This is a genomic window from Vibrio porteresiae DSM 19223 (assembly GCF_024347055.1).
GTDB classification, from domain to species: domain Bacteria; phylum Pseudomonadota; class Gammaproteobacteria; order Enterobacterales; family Vibrionaceae; genus Vibrio; species Vibrio porteresiae.
This window is the reverse complement of the sequence record NZ_AP024896.1, coordinates 1,058,236-1,077,949: the sequence shown is the minus strand read 5'-3', so window position 1 is coordinate 1,077,949 and position 19,714 is coordinate 1,058,236. Positions and strand designations below refer to the sequence as shown.

Sequence of the window (19,714 nt, the reverse complement as noted above, 5' to 3'; positions counted from 1 at the left end):
TACATTGAAAAAGGATTTTCGATCATGATGCCGTCACCTACACGAGTGGAGACGCCTGCGCGGCCGACACTCTCAGTACGTCTATTTAGTAAAATTGAAGCGGTTGGGAACAAACTTCCTGAGCCGATTGTGCTGTTTTTTGTTCTCGCCATCGTGGTGATTGTGGCGTCCGTCATTGCTGCCGCACAAGGTGCATCGGTGATTCACCCTGCCACAGGTAAAGAGCTGCCGATTCGTAGCTTGCTTTCTCGCGAAGGGATAGTGTTTATCTTCACCAATATGCTGAAAAACTTTACCGGTTTTGCGCCGTTGGGCCTCGTGCTCTCAATGCTGATTGGTGTTGGGTTAGCTGAGCGTGTTGGTCTTTTGGAAAGCGTCGTCAAACGCACCATTTTAAATGCGCCTAAGCCTCTTATTACCACAGCCGTTGTGTTTGCTGGGATCATGATGAACATCGCTTCGGATGCTTCCATGGTGGTGCTTCCTCCATTGGCTGCTCTGGTCTTTATGTCGGTAGGGCGTAATCCGATTGCCGGTTTGATGGCTGGCTTTGCCAGTGCAGGGGCAGGCTTTACGGCCAACTTAGTGATTGCAGGAACCGATGCGTTGCTCTCTGGTATTACTACTGAAGCGGCCAAAGCGGTTTCGACAAACATGCATGTCACCCCAGTCGATAACTGGTATTTCAATATCGTATCCGTGTTTGTGCTGACTGCGGTTGGTGTGCTGATTACGGAAAAAGTGGTTGAGCCACGCCTTGGTAAATACGAAGGCAAAACCAAATCCATGACTCACCATGAGCCAGCGCTAGAGAGTCGTGCACTGCGTAACGCCGGTATTACGGCTATTGTGTATCTTGCGGCGATTGTCACTTTTGTCCTGTGGCCAAATTCACCACTGCAAAATGCACAAGGTGGGCTGATTCCATCGCCTTTCTTATCCGGCATTATTCCCATCATTTTGTTCTTCTTCGTCGCTGTAGGCACTGCCTATGGGGTGACCTTGGGGCTAATTAAAAACAGTAAAGATTTGACCAAGTACATGTCTGAAGCAATAGCGGATATGTCGAGCTACATCGTGCTGATTTTCTTCTGTTCGCAGTTTATCGCTTACTTCAACTGGAGCCATTTAGGCACGTGGATTGCAGTCAATGGCGCAGATCTCTTACGTGATATTCATTTTGATGGGGTAGCGGTGATCTTAGGCTATTGCGTATTTACAGCATTGCTTAATTTCTTGATTCCTAGCGGCTCGGCTAAATGGGCATTAGAAGCCCCGGTGTTTGTGCCAATGTTTATGCAGCTTGGTTACCATCCCGCCTTTATCCAAGTCGCGTACCGTGTGGCAGATTCGTCTACTAACATCATTACTCCACTAAGTCCCTATTTTGTGGTGATTTTATCGATGATGAAGGAGTACGACAAGAAGGCCGGCATGGGCACCATGATAGCGTTGTTGTTGCCTTACTCATTGGCGTTTTTGGGATCATGGTTAGTGCTACTCGTGATTTTCTTCACGCTCGGCTTGCCGATTGGCCCTGGTATTTACCCAATGATGTAACTCTGAGTGGCCTACCCACAAAATGACATAACACATTGATAGGAAGCATTTTAATACAGACGCGTGTATCGCGATCTGACTAACAAAATAGTGACCCGACATAGGTTTAGCTTATCGAATATCCATAATGGTAAGCATGAACGATATAACAGCGATCAATGAGGAGATCGGGTCACGCTTTGCACCAAAGCGTTCAAAAAATTGGAGAATAGTATGTCTACACCACTGAATGAAGCCCAAATAGCCCAACTCAACGACCAGATGATTGAATGGCGGCGTGATCTACACAAGCACGCCGAATCAGGCTGGGTCGAATTTCGCACCTCTACATTAGTGGCTGATAAACTCGATAAACTGGGTTATGAATTGGCACTTGGACGTGATGTAATTAAAGAAGAATCGCGAATGGGTGTGCCGAATGCAGACGTTCTAGCCGCACAAGAGCAGCGCGCATTGGAACAAGGCGCTATTGCTAAATGGATGCCCCATTTTTCCGGCGGTTTTACTGGCATTGTTGCCACTCTAGATTCTGGAAAACCTGGACCGACAGTCGGGGTTCGCGTCGATATGGATGCGCTTGATCTGCAAGAATCGCACGCCTGTGGGCATGCTCCTGCTGAGTGTGGTTTCGAGTCGATCAACACTAATATGACCCACGCTTGTGGTCATGATGGACACACTTCGATCGGTCTTGGTTTAGCGCATTATTTAATGCAAAACCGTGACCAGCTTATTGGTAAAGTGAAGCTGATTTTCCAACCCGCAGAAGAGGGCACTCGCGGCGCTCGTTCAATGGCTGATGCTGGCGTAGTCGACGATGTGGATCTCTTTGCTGCGATTCATATTGGCACTGGCGTTCCAGCCGGTGAAGTGGTGTGCGGCAGTGAAAACTTCCTTGCGACCACCAAATTCAATGTGGAATTTCATGGTCGACCTTCTCATGCTGGTGGTAATCCAGAAGAGGGGAAAAGTGCGATTTTGGCCGCAGCGCAGGCCACATTAGGCCTGCATGGCATCAGTCGCCACAGTGGCGGTGCATCACGCATCAATGTTGGGGTGATCAAAGCAGGTACGGGTCGTAACGTTATCGCTCAGCATGCTCATCTTGAGGTGGAGTGCCGCGGGGAAAATAACGAGATCAATGATTTTATGTTCCGTCGTAGCCAAGCGATTGTCGCGGGAGCGGCAGCCATGTACGAAGTGGAATACCACCTTGATGTGGTTGGTGCGGCGAAACAGAGTGTGCCGTCACCAGAGTGGGTTGAGTTTATCTGTGTTAAAGCGCAGCAGTTAGGCTGCTTTAAACAAGTTCATTCCGGTTTAGGTGGCGCTGCTGGCTCAGAAGATGCGACGTACTTTATGGAGCGAGTAAAGCAGCATGGCGGCCTAGCTACTTATATGATCTTTGGTACTGAACTCGCCGCTGGTCACCACAACGATAAGTTCGATTTTAACGAAAACGTGATGACTAATGCCGTGCGCCTTTTGGCCACATTGGCACTCAACGGTAATGAGTTTACTGAGCAGCGTTAAACACTAAAGTGACGCGAAATAGAGGCGAGAGTCTCATTCCTATTAAGGCAGCTAAGCTGCCTTTTTTCATATCTAAGGTGTGTTGAACGCCCTTTTAAACGTGCTGTCGTTGGCTGAACTAACATCAATAAATTCATTGAATCAATCAATTACCACTGCTGGCTTTTTGTTCGAATTCGAATGGTGAATAGCATGCAATATCGTGATGTGAGCACAATCACAAATGTTGGTATAAAAACTGAGTGGTTGCGTCAATAGTGCAACTCTTAAGGATTATGGAGTTAATAACGTATTGAAAAATAATTGTTTTATCTGTTGTAAAAAGTAAGCGATCTAAGTCAATTAAACCACATCAAACCCTTTGCACGGCCAAAAAGCGACTATGCTTATTGGTAATAGAGAATCGACATTTTGTGTAATTACAAAATCATAGAGGTTCGATTCATTCTCAATTTGTGGAAAGACACTGGGAGCGCGAGCATGACGAAATTGCATGTCATATATGTTGATGATGATCAGCTCATGCTAAAGGCAACCGCAAGGATGTTTCGTCGGATTCGTCCTGAATGGACCATGACATTGGTAGATGACCCTTTAAAGTGGGAAGAAAATCTCTCTACCGAACCATCGCTGATCATCTCAGATCTACTAATGCCAAGACTCAATGGCGATAAGCTATTAGAGCAGGTAAGACAACGTTATCCCTACGCGATTCGTTGTTTGATCACGGGTAACACCAATCAAGACGTACCCGATACCATCAGTAACTATGCCCACTTTATTTTGCCTAAACCGTTTACCGAAGGCGATTTTTCGGCGATTTTGGACAGCGCAGAGCGTCTGCACTTAGCGCCGTTTAGTACCGATTGTTTAGCCAAAATCAGTGATACCTGTGAGCACATTCCTGTGCTACCGAAAGTCGTGAAAAAGATTCAAGCGATCGCGCGCAACAAAGATGCCGATTTAAAATCGCTTGCCGATGTGGTGCGTGAAGAGCCTGCATTAGCGGCGCGCGTGATTCAACTCGCTAATTCTGCCTATCTTGGTTTCCAAACCTCGACCGTCTTTCTCGAAGTGGCGATAAGCCGCCTTGGCAGCATTATTGTTGAAGCAGTTGCGGTGTGTATGCTTGGACATAAAAGCTTTACCAACATTGGGGTCAAGCAGCATGACCATGTGGTGGAAGAGTTTATGACCATTGCTAAAAGTGCTAAGTCATTAGCGAAGAGAGCTGGCCTTGATTCGGAAGAACAAGAGTCCGCTTTTATCATGGCGCTGCTTATCTCTATCGGTGCGTTGACTTTGAGTGAAGCGGGCGCTGGTAATGGGCTCTGTTTTGGTCAGCACAACCTGTGTGAGTCGCACGATGATGTGATTCTTATCACTGTCTATGTTTTAACACTTTGGGGATATTCGAAAAAAATCACCGATAGCATTTTAAATATCAGCTTTTCTTTTACTAATCTTAACCAGAACGAAGTAACAAATAGTGTGTCCCTTGCTCTGGCTATGCACATTGCTAAAGCAGGTGGAGATGAAGAGTTTAAAAAATTCTTAGAGTCGATACCAAAACAATATAACGACTCCGTTAAAGAAGTCTTAACTTTGAATTAGCTGAGCAATTTGCAAGGAGATCTGCATGGCAATAACGGTAACCGTCTGCGACGACTCAAAACTCTCTCGAAAGGCTGTGATGCGAGCACTGCCCGAAGATTGGGACATTGAGTTGTTTGAAGCAACGAATGGCCAAGAAGCGATTGAGCGTTACCATGCTGGACAGGCCGATGTGATGTTTTTGGACTTAACCATGCCAGTGATGGATGGGTTTGAAGTTCTTTCTGTTTTAAAAGAGGAAAATGCGCGCAATTTTGTCTTTGTGATCAGTGCAGATATCCAACCTGAATCGCAACGCATGGTAAATGAACTGGGTGCGGTGAAATTCCTTAAAAAGCCACTCGATACCAACTTATTAAAAACAGTACTTCATGAGGTGGGCTTACTATGATGCTTGAATTAAATGCGGACTATCAAGATACCCTAAAAGAGCTGCTCAACATCTCCATGGGGCAAGCTGCAGATAAACTTGCAAGGCTACTTGATCTGCATGTGACCTTAACTGTGCCGGACATCAAAATCGCCTCTAAAGAAGAGCTCGATAAGCTTGAACATCTCGAGTCAGATTTCTACTTCACCCGTCAATCGTTTTACGGTGGCATGTCTGGTGAACTGGTGACCCTGTTATCGAAAAAAGGGTGCAATCAGATCGCTTCAGATATGACCCATGACGAAGTGAGTGAGCTATCGACGGTGTTTATTGATGATTGCTTACTCGATATCTCTAACATTTTGAGTGGTGCAAGCCTTAAAGGTTTGTGTCAGCAAATTGAACTCAACATCAAAATTCAGCCGCCGGTGTTGTTTCGTCCCTCGCTGCAAGCTCGTCCATTGTCGGAGTGGAAGACCTCCATTTTGATGGAAGTGGCTTTTATCATTGAAGCCGCCGAGTTTGAAACCAAAACGATTATTTTCTTCGCCAACAACGGACTTGACCAAGTGCTCGTCCAGCTAGATGAATTGCTGTAATCAGCCTAGGGAGCGATATGAAAGCGAAACTGATGTTGTCCGATTTGTTAAACCAACTCTCTTTTGCGTTGTGTATTGTAAGGCGTGATTACAAGATCATGACGGCGAATGAATATTTTCAAACTCGCGCAAAAGTGGATTGTGACAATTTCGTTGGTAAAAGCATCTTGGATCTGTTTCCTGATTCCGCCCATTTTTTAAAGCGTAAGATAGATACAGCATTTGTCATTGAGTCGTCGAGCTTCTCTTCATGGGAGCAGCAGCCTCACTTTTTGCCGTTTAAGAGTTCGCGTCCTGTCTCTGGTCAAGAAGAGGACATGTACCAAGATGTCGAAGTGATCCCGATTCATAGCGATGACGGTTCGCTGGAACACGTGTGCGTGTGCGTCTATGACGTGACCGCGCAGGCGTCGCAGCAAAAAGAACTCAAGTCGATGTCAACGCTGTTGGAGACAAACAACAAAACCTTAAATGACGCATTGAAACAGTTAAAAGATGCGCAAGTGCAGTTGTTGCAATCGGAAAAATTGGCGTCGATAGGGCAGCTTTCTGCGGGTATTGCCCATGAAATCAATAACCCGATTGGGTTTATCACTTCTAACGTGCAAACGCTGAAAGATTACTTCGAAAAGATAACTGGCTACTTTGAAGAGACGCAAACCATTCTAAGTCAATGCCAAGATGAAGACGTGTCCAAACGCGTTAAAGCCGCCAAATCTAAGTATCAATTGGATTTCATTATTGATGATGTGGATGACCTGATCAAAGAGTCACTTGAAGGAGCGTCACGGGTTGTAGCGATCGTGAAAAACCTCAAAGAGTTTTCCCATGTTGATAACTCGGAATGGAGTAACGGTAACCTCATCAACGGTATGGAATCGACGCTGAAGATCATCAACAACGAGATCAAATACAGCATCGAAGTGGTTAAAGACTATGACTACGATTTGCCAGAGATTTTCTGCCAACCCATGCAGCTTAACCAAGTGTTCCTGAATATTTTGGTGAATGCGAGCCAAGCGATTGATGGTGAGGGAAAAATCTACATCGCGATTAAGCAAGTAGATGACGATTGGGCAGAAGTGGCGATTCGTGATACGGGCTGCGGTATACCACAAGACAAAATCAACCGAATCTTTGAACCTTTCTTTACCACTAAACCCGTGGGTTCAGGTACTGGCCTAGGGCTTTCTGTCTCTTATGGGATTATTAATGCCCATCACGGCTCTATCGATGTGCAAAGTGAAGTAGGCGTGGGCACAACATTTACCATTCGTTTGCCGATTAAAGGTCCTGAAAAAGCAGAATCGGTGAGTAGCGACGATTAGTGTAGACGAGGCATATTATGCATTTTGATAAAATACTGCTGGTCGATGACGAGCTGCCCATTCTCAAATCTTTGATTCGTACGTTACGGATGGAGTTTCCTGAGCTCTACAGCACGACGTGTGTCGATGAAGCCTTAGAGATAGTCAAAAGAGAGCGTATTGGCGTGGTTATCTCTGACTTTCGTATGCCCAAAATGAATGGGGTTGATCTGCTGATCAAGATTAAAACCATCGACCCCAACATCTCTACCATTATGCTCTCTGGCCAAGCCGAACTCAGCGATGTGACACGGGCACTTAACGTGGGGGCGCTCCACAAATTTATTAGTAAGCCTTGGGATTCTGTTGAGCTGGTGGAGGAAATTCGCCATGCCATCAGTAAACAAGGTGAGTTTGCTCATGTCGATATTCTCACCAAGTGTAAGCCGATTCGAAAACTCAACGAGCTCGTTACTGAAGTAAATAACAACGGTAATGATATGAGTAAGTTAGTCTTGATAGCGGATTTGCAAGAGACCAGCTCTTTAAACTCCAACTACGGTGTGCCTAAGGTCAACAGCATCCTAGAAAGCTTAGGTGACTATTTAAAACGCTCTTTAAAGCTCGATGTGTATCGCGAGCAAGATAAGTTTTTTGTCGTGGTTGACTGTTCCGCAGAAAGTACCTCGCTGCTTAGCGAAACGATAGAGCGCATGCTCTCTTTTCCTCATGCCGACCCAGAGCAACCAGAATTTAAACTGCGCCTGTTGATCAGTGAAATTTCCAGTTGGGAAGAGGTTAGCTCGCAGGAGGTAAACGAACGTAAGTCCTATATCGAAAAACTGGATAAGCGTGACCTCTATTGGTTGGGTGATGAGGGAGAAGAGCAGGATGAACTTAAGCAGTTAGTCCGCTTTCTATTAGAAAATGGGTCAGACAACTTTGTGGCGTTTTTTCAGCCGCAGGTGAATGTGGAAACGGGATTAGTTGATGGATGCGAAGCGTTGGTTCGCCGTCGTTTAGCCGATGGTCAATATGAACTGCCGACCAAGTTTGTCCCTATGCTCACCAAATACAACTTTATCGACGATTTGACCAAGGCGGTCATCAAGCAGTCGATGACGCTGTTGCCGGAATTGCTGGCTAAAAAACTGGATCTTCGTGTGGCGATCAATACCACCGCGACTCAACTTGAAAAGGGCATTTTGCGCCAGTTCTTGATAAGTGAAAATGGTCCGATCGAGAATGTAGATAAAATCGACATTGAAGTGACGGAAACGCAGCACATCAATGATTACACTTTAGCTCGCAAAGAGATGGAAGCACTGAAAGCGCTTGGAGTTCGTTTAGCCATTGATGATTTTGGCACAGGGTACTCTGGCTTTGAAACCATATGTGAGCTCCCATTTGACGTGTTGAAAATTGATGGTCGTTTTATCAAAGCTTTAGGTAGATCTCATGCTGATGATGCCATTTTGAATTCCATAACAGACAGTGCTAAATCATTAAATATGGAAATAGTCGCAGAGTGGGTGGAAGATGCACGGCAACTGGATGTATTGCGTAAGCAAGGTTGCAAATACGTGCAAGGGTATCTGTTTAGCCCACCGTTAGAACGTGACGAGTTTATTCGTTATGTGCTGGATAAAAATGGGGTGCGCGATGATGACTGACGAAGTAGAAGTAAGAGATGAAACCGTCACAGAAGAGCCAGAAAAGCTAACCTTACTGCTGTTAGATGACGAAGCAGACATACTCAAAACCCTAACACGGGTACTGCGTATGGATTACGACGTGGTCTCTTTTAATGAAGGTGAAGAGGCCATTGCGTATTTAAAAGAGAATGACGCTGCCATTATCATTTCCGATATGCGTATGCCACAAATGGATGGCGCTAAATTTCTCTCCATAGCGAAAAAACTGCGTCCTGCCTCTGTGCGCCTACTGCTGACTGGTTATAGCGATATGGAATCGACCATTCGTGCGGTAAACGAAGGGGGAATTCATACCTATCTAGCGAAACCGTGGGATAACGAAGGATTAAAACTTACCGTAGGCAAAGCCGCTGAGTTCTATCGATTGACTCAAGAGCGTGACTTGCTGACCAAGACACTCGAACAGCGCAACAAAGAACTGGCTGATTTTAACCAACAGCTTGAAACTCAAGTGTTACAGCGCACCAAAGCGTTACGTGAAGCCAACTCTTCCTTGGAAAAACTGCTCAAAGCGCGTAACCAAACTTTTAATGATATTTTGGCGACACTCAAGGCGATTATTCAATACAGCACGGGGGTTCCGGCCGATCATTCTGACCGAGTGGCAGAGCAGTCTAAAGCGGTGGCGATGGCGCTCAAACTCTCCGATCAAGAAGTGAACCAAGTATACCTCTGTGGCTTGTTACATGAGATTGGTCTAGCGGCTCGTAAAGGGGATAAGCCTGAATTGGTGAAACGCAATCCGGGTGTTCCATCTACACCCGAAGCGAACGCCACCTTAGGCGCAGAAATTATTGGTCAGATTAAGCGCTTTACTCCGCTGGTGAATATTATTCGTCACCAAGACGAAAACTTTAACGGCACAGGTAGCCCGGCTCACTTAAAAGAGCAGGAGATCCCTATCGGTTCACGGATCATTCGAGTGGTGAAAAACTACGACTACTTTGTCGCGAATGAAAATAACCGCAACCGTATGGCCGCCAAGAGTGCACAAAACTTTCTAAAAGAGTATTGCGAAGTCTTATACGACCCGATTGTGGTTGAAGCTTTCCTCAAAGTGATGGGCAAAGTTGACCAAAAAGATGGCATTGAGCGCTGCGTCAGCATCAGTGATGTGAAGATTGGCACTGTAGTCAAACGCGATGTTTACCTACCTAACGGCAGTTTGATGTTAACCGCTGGCCAAGAAATCAATAGTAACCTTTTGGAAAAATTGAAAAAAATCGAAAAAGAGAACCAATTCCCTGTGGCGATTTTTATCTAGAATCACAGCGTTATCAGAAACGGGCCTACGGGCTCGTTTTTCATATTTATTTATATAAATCAGAGTAGTAGATATTCGATATGCAGCTATTGACCTATTGTAGCTGATGGTGAACTATGGAGGACACACACCCTTATTATTAAGGACGCACCCTTATTACGCGCACTTATGGAGTTAGCACGTCATGGAATTACACACGCTTTTACTGTTTGCTTTAGCCAGCCTTTCCATCAACTTGATCCCTGGACCCGATGTGATTTATATCGTGTCGAATACCATGCAAGGTAAAATGTTGGGGGGAATGAAGGCTGCACTAGGCTTGGGCGTTGGCTACTTTGTCCATACGTTGGCTGCGGTACTGGGGCTTTCTGCGATTATATTGAGTTCAGCGCTGGCATTTACCTTGGTGAAATGGTGCGGGGCGCTTTATTTACTCTACCTTGGTTTTATGTCGCTGAAATCCATGTGGCAAGGCGGCACTAAATTGACCGTGACATCAGGTGCGAAGCGACAAAGTAGCGTTTTTAAACAAGGTGTCATTGTGAGTGTACTTAACCCTAAAGTTGCCCTGTTTTTTCTCTCATTTTTACCGCAATTTATCGACAGCACAGCCGGGTCGGTCAACAATCAGCTACTGGTATTGGGATTCTGTTTTAGTGGCTTAGCGACGGTCTGTAACATCACCTATGCGCTGGTGGGCAGTTGGTTATTAAGCAGTGCGAAAGCCAATCGTTATTCGCGAATCATTGAAGGTGTCTCTGGCGTGTTGTTGATAGGCCTCGCGGGGAAAATCGCTTTAAGCCAGAAGTAATCATCAAATGAGCGGTAGAGTGATCACCACTTCAACGCCATTAACGCTGTTATTGATATCGATATTGCCGCCAACATGACGCACGATGTCATAAGAGTAGGTGAGGCCAAGGCCCATGCCTTGGCCCACCGGTAGTGTGGTATAGAAAGGGTCAAACACATGTTTAAGATCTTTATCGCGGATACCTAACCCATTGTCTTTGATTTTCAGCACAATCGATGTTTCGTTGTATTCGCCAGTGATGGTGACCTGTTTATCGGCGCGACCACTGCTGATACAAGATTGAATCGCGTTTTTCAGGATCTCTTTACATAGCCTGTCTATTTCGCGAGGTATGCCGAGTATGCGCGGCAAATTTTGCAGGTTAGGGGACATCACAATGTGCACTGACTTGTCGGTATAGACTTGATTTAACGCGCGGTCGATAGAGGGGAACAGGTCAACCGGAATCAAGGTTTCACGAGAATCGTTGCGGTCAGTAGAGTAGTGCTGCAGTGCTTGGACAATATCGTGTATACGATCCACGCACTTAATGGCATCGTGAATACTGTCTGGAAAATCCTGATCAATAAAGGCAATGTCATTGAGGTTGGTCCACGTGGTCAAAGCTTGGCGCTCATCATCACTGACATGTTCTTGCAACAGCGCCTGCTGGCGCTGAATCAGCTCTTTGTACAGTTCAAGGTAACTAAGACACACATTTAGGTTACCACTAATGACTCCCGCTGGATTATTGATCTCATGGGCAAACCCTGCCGCCATAATACCCAGTGAGGCCATTTTTTCCGTTTCAACCAGTTTGTGCTGTGTCTCTTGCAGGGCAAAGTTGGTTTGCGATAAACGACTGTTCACTGCCAGCAGTTCACTGGTGCGTTGATTGACTTTCTCTTCTAGAGAGTTGTTGATCTCTTCCAACTGCCTTTGATAAGTGAGGTTTTTTTCTTTACTGGCCTGCAGTTGAGTAATCATCTCGTTAAACGCATGAGCCAGAGAAGAGACCTCATCTGAGCCATCGATTTTTAAGCTGACATCAAAGTTACCTTGGGCTACTTCTTTGGCGGCATTGTTTAAGTGCGCTAAACGCTTAGTGAGCAAATCGCCCAAAATATAAGAGAAGATGGCCACTAAACTGATTTCAGTGATGATAATGGTGATACTTAAGTGCTTAGCTTGATTGATTTTCTCGTTCAGGGCATTCATGTTAAAGCCCATCCAGATGGTGCCGAAATAGACGCCAGCTTCTTTGAGTGGGGCTGACACATCGTACACGCTGTCTTTGACATCAGTAACGTTACTTTCCAACATAGAGCGAGAAAAGCTTTTTGGGTAATTACCCGCAGTGGCGAGTACCAAACCGTTTTCGTTTAATACTGCAACGTATTCGATGTCCTTATTTTGCATTAGGGTTTCGGTGTAATCATTGAGGGTGGCGAGATCGTAACTAAGCACAGGATTTTTGATTGCGCTGCTGTACAAATTGATGGTCGACTCAACACGCTGCTCCAAACCTTGATAGTTTGTATCAGTCAAATAACGTAGGGTTAACGTCAGCAGTATGCTCAATGAAATCAATTCAATGATCGCAATACCAATGATGGTTTTAAACCGTAATGACATTCTCGGCAGTCCAATCCACTATAAGTTATTTAAGGTATCGATGTGCAGCGCTCTTATTCCATCCCAATCACTGTCCTTTGCGGCGATTAATGGGTTCATGCCCAAATGTTCAAGTAGTTTTTTCCCTTCTTCTGTTGTTCCTAATTGGATGAGTGCAGATTGAATTTTAGTCGCAGCGGATTTTGATAACACGCTACGGTAAGCAAAGGCATGGGGCGTATAACCTTTACTCAGCCACAGTACTCGGAGTTGGTCGCGAATTTCTGCAGGAGTGTTGTTAAATGTGCGCATGACGCCACCACCAGCCACAAAAAATCCTTTCGCAACATTAAGATAGACTGAATCATGAGAAGAGACATACTGAGGTTTGAAGTCGACTTTTGCTAAGTTCAGTTCAGCCCCAGTTACCACGGTTGCGGCAAAAGCGGCAGGTGAAGGAAAAGCGATGGTGCTGTGGTTTAATTCAGTAATGGATTGAATGGGGCTATCTTTTTTAACCACCAAAATGCCTTTCAACTGCTTATTCTCTTCACGCACCATTGGCATGTAGCCCGCTTTGTCGTGAAAGACCACGTAGTGATAAGGGTTCATGTACGCAATATCAAATTCACCACGCGCGAGCCGAAGTTCAAATTCGGGAATGTCTTTGGCGGTACGAAACTGAATATCGTAACCAGTTTGTTTACTCAGATAAGTTAACAGTGGCCCCCAGCTTTTGGCCAGCTCGATGGCGGATTGTTGCGGAACGATACCGAAAGTGATGTATTGAGCAAAAACGGCAGGGGTAAACAGCAAACAGACCAAGCACCACAATAGTTTCATTCTTATCTCCAGCCTTTAAGTTGACACTAACAAGACTAGTGCACAACAGCATAAATTTCCTTACTTCACCCAGCATTTTAGGTTTGGTTTTGCGATTTTGCGCCAAAATGCATCTTATTCATTTCGTTAAAAAAACAGTAAGAGTGTAGATGGGAATCATTACCCAAAAGGGGATTGGGTTCAAACAACTTTGGGAAGGACTGGTTTCACTAGGGAAAAGCGTTGAACTGAGCATGTCAATTGGGTGGAGAGAAGAAAGTAACGGCCGATCGCGAAGCGATCGGCCGTAGGTTTTGCATCAAATGACCATTGGTCCTATGACTCAAAGAGCCATTAAATGTGTACGGTTTTATCTTTAGAGGCAACAGCCGCTTCTGTTGGGGCTTTTTTGCTGCCAGTCAAACCATTGAAATCAGAAGCAACACTGATGGTTTGGAAATCTGGGTAAGAGTTTGCACCGTGTTCAGAGAAGTCTAGACCTGTCATCTCTTCTTCTTTGGTTACACGCATACCGATGGTGAGATCGATACATTTGAACAGAATCAAACCTGTGCCAAATGACCAGATAAAGCAAGAAGCGATACCGATCACTTGCACGCCAACGGTACCCCAAGAGAAACCAGCTTGGTCGAAGATACCTGCTGCCAATGTACCCCAAGCACCACACACGCCGTGTGCAGAAACCGCGCCAACTGGATCATCGATTTTTAGGCGATCAAGGAACAGAACAGAAAGTACAACCAATACGCCAGCAATTGCGCCGATAATAACTGCAGAAACTGGAGTCACGTTTGCACAACCGGCTGTGATACCGACTAGGCCAGCCAATGCACCGTTTAGGGTCATACCCACATCACTCTTACCGTATTTCATGAGTGTGAAGAGCATCGCAGCAACCGAACCTGCAGCTGCAGCGAGTGTTGTGGTTACTGCAATCACGGCGATTGAAGTGTCACCTGTGGTGGTTGAACCTGGGTTAAATCCGTACCATCCGAACCACAATAGGAAAACACCGAGTGCAGCTAGAGGAATGTTATGACCAGGGATTGGACGAGTTTTCCCGTCTTTGGTGTATTTACCAATACGAGGACCAACCACAATCGCACCAGCCAGCGCTAACCAACCGCCCATAGAGTGAACGACAGTTGAACCGGCAAAGTCGATAAAGCCTAGGTTTTCTAACCAGCCGCCGCCATGGTACAAGCTGCCCCATGCCCAGCTACCGAAGATTGGGTAAATCAGCGCAGAGACGAAAACGGAGTAGATAAGGTAAGCACTGAATTTGGTACGTTCAGCAACGGCACCAGAGATGATGGTTGCTGCGGTTGCACAGAACACCACTTGGAACATCCAGAAAGCAAAGTTCCATGGTGCATCGTCGCCTGTTGCACCACTAAAGAAGAAATCAGTGGTACCGAAGTAACCGTTACTTGCCCCAAACATTAGACCAAAACCGATAGCCCAAAAGGCTAGGGAACCGATACAAAAGTCCATCATGTTTTTCATCATGATGTTCGCTGCGTTTTTCGCACGGGTAAGACCTGTCTCTACCATAGCGAAACCAGCTTGCATCAAGAACACGAGGAAGCCTGCGATCAGTGTCCATACAAAGTTAAGGTGAGTCTGTACTGTGTCGGCTGTTAGCGGATCATCCGCAGCCATAGCAACCGCCGGCAGACAGAGCAGGCTTGCAATTAACATCCTGTTAAAAACGATTTTCATAGTTCATAGCCTCTCTAATTCATAAAGAAAAAAAGTCGTTCATTTGATAGGTATTAGAGCGGCATGCATAGTTGATTCCCAACTCGTGCCAAATGAAAAAATTCTTTTATGCGTTGGATTATTTTGATAAATAGCAGTATTTAACCCATTAAATAATAGGGCTTTTATGGCATGCACGATTTTGATAGATAAGTGCTTTAAGGCGAGTTTTCTGGGAGGCGAATCACTTTTTGTACTGGGTGAAAATGGGACTTTGCACAAACTGTGTGCGTTTTTGCATCACTGTGAGCCAATTTGGGGAGCGGTTAAAAAGTGTGGAATTACCTCAAGATAGCAGTAGGTAGTGCGTTATCTTGGCGCAGCATTGCTGCTAGTTTGAACAAAAAAGAGACGATTTCCAACGGTAAGCCTACCGGAGAAGATCGTCTCTCAAATGTTGTGCGTCGCTTTTATTGGTTGCTGAGTCGCTTAAAAGGGGCTTAGTGACCGACGATGGCTACCCAGTAGTGGGAAATAGGCATCGCGATAAAGAGTGCAGGCAACATGTTGGCGATAGCAAAGGATTTAATCCCTGCAATACGAAAACCGGTCGCAAACATAATTAAACCACCCACCGCAGAAAAGTCTGCAATCATCATTGGCGTCGTCAATGGCATGATGGACGCCGCTGCGAAGTATAAGATCGCTTGGATGATAAATTGTGGAATCGCAAGCACTGCAACGGGTAAACCGAGGGAAATTGCGAAGATACCCGCAGTACATAGATCCAAGAATGCTTTGATGATCAGCATGGTTGGATCGCCAGTCATCCCTTCGTTCATCGAACCAAATACGCCAGTGCCACTTGCACACAGGAGCACCAAAATGGCGATGAATTTTTCCATGTACTGTTCTTGAGTTAGGTTATGACCTGCAGGGCTGCCAAAGCGACCCATAAAGTTTTTCACCTTACCAGCGATAGTCTGGATATGGTTTTCCAGATTGATCACTTCGCCAAAAATAGAACCGATAAGAATAGAGAGGATAACGGCCGATAAGTTTTGTACACGTCCGGTCATTGCCAGGCCTAGCCCCATAGAGGCTAGACCGAAAATTAAAGGCAATCCATTACGTACACGTTCACTGACTTTACTGCCAAGAAAGCTACCACCAGCACCGCCGATAATTACTGCAGCGCCGTTAATAAATGGACCAATCATGGAGATACCCTTAAATTAGTTTTTAGGAAGGAAGCGTTGGTAATCAACTTCCATAAATTGTGAACGTTGGAAACGCGTGTCTTTCAATTCAAAAGGAACAGTACAGTCGTAAATGGTTTTACAAGAGATACCGCGGCCTTTGATAGAAGGACTCATGTCAGGCATTTGAGATGGATCCAATACGTGCGTACTTGCCCCGGGGATAACAATGGTATCGACATCTGCTTGGTGACGTGTATTTAACGCCCACATCACATCGTTACTATCAAAGATATCGACATCTTCGCCAACGATGATGAGGTTTTTCAGCTCAGGGAAGGCACCAAACGCGACTAAAGCAGCTTGACGTTGGCGACCTTCATCTTTAGGTGACAGCTTTTTAAATTGCATTACTGCCATCAATTTACCGCCGCCTGACGAGTGCGCATAAACGTTTTGCACGCGACCTGGCATAGCACGCTCTGTCATTGAAAGAATGCTGGCTTCAGTACAGATACCCGCAAGGCTTACGTGCTCTTCACTACAACCGATACAGGTTTGAGTGATTGGGTTAGTGCGAGTAGTAACGGATTTCACTTTAATTACAGGAAGGCTAGGGTTTGCACCACCAGTGTATCCTGGGAATTCAGGCATCGCTTTGCCGGTGTGGCTGTTTTGGTCTTCCACCACGCGGTAATTAGGTAGAATTTCACCTTCAATCACGATTTCTGCGTGAGCAATGGCTTTGGTATTGACGGTTTTTGCGTTGACCAATTCGACAGGACGATTACGGAATGCGCCCGCAATTTCCAATTCGTTAAAGCCAAGTGGTGTCACTGGTGGCTCAAAACAAGCAGAAACGTACACCGCTGGATCAAGACCGATGTTCACGGTAATTGGCAGAGCTTTACCAGCCGCTTCAGCTTTTTGGCGGAACACATCAATGTGACGACCTGGAGAGAAGAAGATAGAAACTTCATCGCGTGCTTGGAAACATTGACGGTGAATGGTGACATCGCTTTCGCCGGTTTCTGGGTCTTCTGCGTAAACCAAACCCAGTGTTACGTATGGGCCAGCGTCTTCAACCGTGTTGGTTGGCGCTGGGATGATTTTACGAATATCGAAATCGGGATCATCGGCGTAGTAAACCACTTCTTGGCAAGGTGCGTCTTGTACCAAAACCGGTTTTACTGGGTTGTTGGCAGCTTTCATCATGGCGTGACCAAGATATTCAGGTTCATGACCAAGCAGCAGTGCAGTACGAGAGCGGCTAGCGAGAACGCCGATCGCAACAGGTTTGTTATCAAAGCCTTTGACGTTGTTAAACATCATCATTGGGCCTTCTTTGGTAGGACGCATGGTCGTACCTGCCGCACCAATGTGACGATATACACCAGAGAGTTCACCAACGGGATCGACTTCTACATCTGTTTCAAGCACTTGACCTTCGTATTTGGATAAGAACTTGATCGCAGAGCGAAGATCAACAATCTCTTCTCGTGCTTGGGCATAATCTTGTTCAGTATATTTTTTCATAGGATTTCCTTTATAAGTTGGAATCTTTTTCTTGTTCGGAAAACAGATCTTCAATCAGATCCGTTACCAATTCTTGAATCACCTTAATTTGCGTAGGGAAGGCGTCATCAATATGGATGCCGCAATTGACACTCACTACGCTGTTCAACCGTGACGCCAGCTCTTGTGCGACATGATGGGCCAGCAGATCTTCTTTATGACCAAGCACGCACATCACTGACGTGCTGGCGCTGATTTTGCCACCTTGTTTTAAACTGGGTCTGGGTTGAGCAAGCGCGCTCGCACCGATGTGGGGCTTATCCCCCCCGGAGAGAATGACGCTGTAGTCATCACCGACGGGAATCATATCGAGTCGAACTTGGATTCCTTGGCGCGCTTTGATTAAGGAGATCATTTATCTTCACACCACCGTTTGTAATGGGTCGCTTCGATGCCAAATTCATGAAGAATCTTACCGACGATATGGGTTTCCATATCTTCAATTGATTCTGGGCGGTTGTAGTAAGTCAGCATTGGCGGCATGATGACCGCGCCATATTCCGTTGCAGTAAGCATGTTTTTGAGGTGCAGGCGACTGAGTGGTGTTTCACGGGCAACCAATACCAATTTGCGACGTTCTTTGATGTTTACGTCAGCAGCGCGCAGCAGCAGATTATCGGAATAGCCGTGCGCAATCCCTGCTAAGGTCTTCATACTGCAGGGAACCACCACCATGCCTTCCACGCGAAAGGTTCCGCTGGCAATACTGGCCCCAGTATTTTCGTTGTCATGCACCACATCAGCGAGACAATTGAGTTCCAATATGTCGTGATCGGTTTCCATCTCGATCGTGCGTTCACTACCACCGGAAACCACTAAGTGCGTTTCAATCTCTGGGTGATTACGTAATTCTTTGAGTAGTCGAAAAGCAAGTTGCACGCCGCTGGCGCCGCTCACTCCCACCACTATTCTGCGCGTAGTCATGTGTTACCCCTATCAAGAACAGGGTTTCTAGTATAGTGATTGAGCTCGACTAATCTATAACGTAATATGAATACCAAATATTACGTTTTGGAATGCTCATGAAGTCGGTAAAACCATTAAACAATATAAATATGAATCTGTTACTGCCGCTGAATGCCCTTTTGGAATACCGAAGTGTAACCGCTGCCGCAGATTCGCTGGGCATCGCTCAACCGACCATGAGTAAGCATCTGGCAGCGCTTCGAACCTTGCTCAATGATCAGTTATTGGTGCGAGTAGGGAGTCGAATGCAACTGACGCCTGCGGCCTCGGAAATTCAAGCAACTCTCTCTTTGGTGCTCAACGGACTGACGGATATTTTCTCTGCGCATTACGATCCGATAAAAGACAAGCGTGAGTTCATCATCGCTTGCCCAGATTACGTCAGCGTCTACATTTTGCCCGATGTGATTCAGCCTTATATGAACGACGATTCTGCCGTGTCATTTAGTGTGATTAACTGGGATCGTCAAGCACGCAGTTTGTTGCTTGAGGGGTTGATTGATTTTGTGATTACCATTGATGAGGATTTTGCGCCGAACTTTATTCGTAAAGTGGTGGATAAAGATGACTGGGTAATGGTGATGCGGGAAGGGCATCCATTGAGTTTGCCAGAAAAAGTGACGACCGAAGAGATGCTCTCATACCCCTACGCTCAAACGATTACTGGGGGAGGAAGTGCTAAACAGATCGACCGCTATTTCCATAATCACAAACTTAAACGCAACATTAAGCTGTCTGTACAGGGCTATATCTCAATGTATTGTGCGATTCGCAACAGTGACATGGTGTCGATAGTCCCTTTGCATCAAGCTGCCAATATGGCGAAAGATTTTGGTTTAACCTATCGTAAGCTGCCGTTTAGAATGGCGCAGTCACAACACTCAGTCTACTGGCATGAAAAGTTCAATAACGACAGTTCACACCGTTGGTTTAGAGATCATATTATCAACGAAATCGTGAACCATCCTCGCCATCGCGTGAATGCAGAAATCTAAGTTAAACGTTTACACTTTTGCCGACACTTCATGCTATTCTGGGCCAACAATAATAAGCATCAGACA

The 19,714-nt window shown here is 45.7% G+C and carries 17 protein-coding genes; 10 read left to right on the top strand and 7 right to left on the bottom strand.

Going from position 1 to position 19,714, the window contains the following annotated elements:
• Positions 1–24 precede the first annotated feature (24 nt).
• The 9 genes from OCV11_RS21535 to OCV11_RS21495 all read left to right on the top strand — a co-directional run bounded on the left by OCV11_RS21535 (position 25) and on the right by OCV11_RS21495 (position 10,773).
• A complete protein-coding gene (locus tag OCV11_RS21535) occupies positions 25–1,560 on the top strand; it encodes an AbgT family transporter (protein ID WP_261896482.1) in 1,536 nt (511 codons plus the stop codon).
• Positions 1,561–1,773: 213 nt separating this feature from the next.
• Positions 1,774–3,093: an amidohydrolase gene (locus OCV11_RS21530; protein WP_261896481.1), complete on the top strand. Its 1,320-nt coding sequence runs from the start codon at positions 1,774–1,776 to the stop codon at positions 3,091–3,093.
• 480 nt (positions 3,094–3,573) lie between these two features.
• Positions 3,574–4,707: an HDOD domain-containing protein gene (locus OCV11_RS21525; protein ID WP_261896480.1), complete on the top strand. Its 1,134-nt coding sequence runs from the start codon at positions 3,574–3,576 to the stop codon at positions 4,705–4,707.
• A 25-nt stretch (positions 4,708–4,732) separates the two neighbouring features.
• Positions 4,733–5,098, top strand: a complete 366-nt coding sequence (locus OCV11_RS21520; RefSeq protein WP_261896479.1) for a response regulator — start codon at positions 4,733–4,735, stop codon at positions 5,096–5,098.
• Complete coding sequence (locus tag OCV11_RS21515; RefSeq protein ID WP_261896478.1) at positions 5,095–5,676, top strand: chemotaxis protein CheC; 582 nt, start codon at positions 5,095–5,097, stop codon at positions 5,674–5,676. Before OCV11_RS21520 ends, OCV11_RS21515 begins: the two co-directional genes overlap by 4 nt.
• A gap of 17 nt (positions 5,677–5,693) precedes the next feature.
• The gene (locus OCV11_RS21510) at positions 5,694–7,004 is read left to right on the top strand and encodes an ATP-binding protein (protein ID WP_261896477.1); all 1,311 of its coding nucleotides are present in this window, start codon (positions 5,694–5,696) and stop codon (positions 7,002–7,004) included.
• Between the two features lie 17 nt (positions 7,005–7,021).
• Positions 7,022–8,656 carry an EAL domain-containing response regulator gene (locus OCV11_RS21505; protein ID WP_261896476.1) on the top strand — a complete coding sequence of 545 codons (1,635 nt, stop codon included), beginning with the start codon at positions 7,022–7,024 and terminating at the stop codon, positions 8,654–8,656.
• A complete protein-coding gene (locus OCV11_RS21500) occupies positions 8,646–9,962 on the top strand; it encodes an HD domain-containing phosphohydrolase (RefSeq protein WP_373332832.1) in 1,317 nt (438 codons plus the stop codon). Before OCV11_RS21505 ends, OCV11_RS21500 begins: the two co-directional genes overlap by 11 nt.
• 184 nt (positions 9,963–10,146) lie before the next feature.
• A complete protein-coding gene (locus tag OCV11_RS21495; RefSeq protein ID WP_261896475.1) occupies positions 10,147–10,773 on the top strand; it encodes a LysE family translocator in 627 nt (208 codons plus the stop codon).
• Positions 10,774–10,776: 3 nt separating this feature from the next.
• On the opposite strand, the gene OCV11_RS21490 is transcribed toward OCV11_RS21495, so the two are convergent.
• The 7 genes from OCV11_RS21490 to OCV11_RS21460 all read right to left on the bottom strand — a co-directional run bounded on the left by OCV11_RS21490 (position 10,777) and on the right by OCV11_RS21460 (position 18,611).
• Positions 10,777–12,390, bottom strand: coding sequence for an ATP-binding protein (locus OCV11_RS21490; protein ID WP_261896473.1), 1,614 nt, complete (start codon positions 12,388–12,390; stop codon positions 10,777–10,779).
• An 18-nt stretch (positions 12,391–12,408) separates the two neighbouring features.
• The gene (locus tag OCV11_RS21485) at positions 12,409–13,212 is read right to left on the bottom strand and encodes a phosphate/phosphite/phosphonate ABC transporter substrate-binding protein (protein WP_261896472.1); all 804 of its coding nucleotides are present in this window, start codon (positions 13,210–13,212) and stop codon (positions 12,409–12,411) included.
• A gap of 333 nt (positions 13,213–13,545) precedes the next feature.
• Positions 13,546–14,934 carry an ammonium transporter gene (locus OCV11_RS21480; RefSeq protein WP_261896471.1) on the bottom strand — a complete coding sequence of 463 codons (1,389 nt, stop codon included), beginning with the start codon at positions 14,932–14,934 and terminating at the stop codon, positions 13,546–13,548.
• Between the two features lie 479 nt (positions 14,935–15,413).
• A complete protein-coding gene (locus OCV11_RS21475; RefSeq protein WP_261896470.1) occupies positions 15,414–16,133 on the bottom strand; it encodes a DUF554 domain-containing protein in 720 nt (239 codons plus the stop codon).
• Between the two features lie 15 nt (positions 16,134–16,148).
• Entirely contained in the window at positions 16,149–17,648 is a 1,500-nt protein-coding gene (locus OCV11_RS21470; RefSeq protein ID WP_261896469.1) for a UbiD family decarboxylase, read from the bottom strand.
• 10 nt (positions 17,649–17,658) lie between these two features.
• Positions 17,659–18,042, bottom strand: coding sequence for a prenylated flavin chaperone LpdD (gene lpdD / locus OCV11_RS21465; protein ID WP_261896468.1), 384 nt, complete (start codon positions 18,040–18,042; stop codon positions 17,659–17,661).
• Entirely contained in the window at positions 18,039–18,611 is a 573-nt protein-coding gene (locus OCV11_RS21460; RefSeq protein ID WP_261896467.1) for a UbiX family flavin prenyltransferase, read from the bottom strand. Before OCV11_RS21460 ends, lpdD begins: the two co-directional genes overlap by 4 nt.
• 98 nt (positions 18,612–18,709) lie before the next feature.
• Here OCV11_RS21460 and OCV11_RS21455 point away from each other — a divergent pair, with 98 nt between their 5' ends.
• On the top strand, positions 18,710–19,648 hold the full coding sequence (locus tag OCV11_RS21455; RefSeq protein ID WP_261896466.1) for a LysR family transcriptional regulator: 939 nt from the start codon (positions 18,710–18,712) through the stop codon (positions 19,646–19,648).
• The last annotated feature ends 66 nt before the right edge of the window (positions 19,649–19,714 follow it).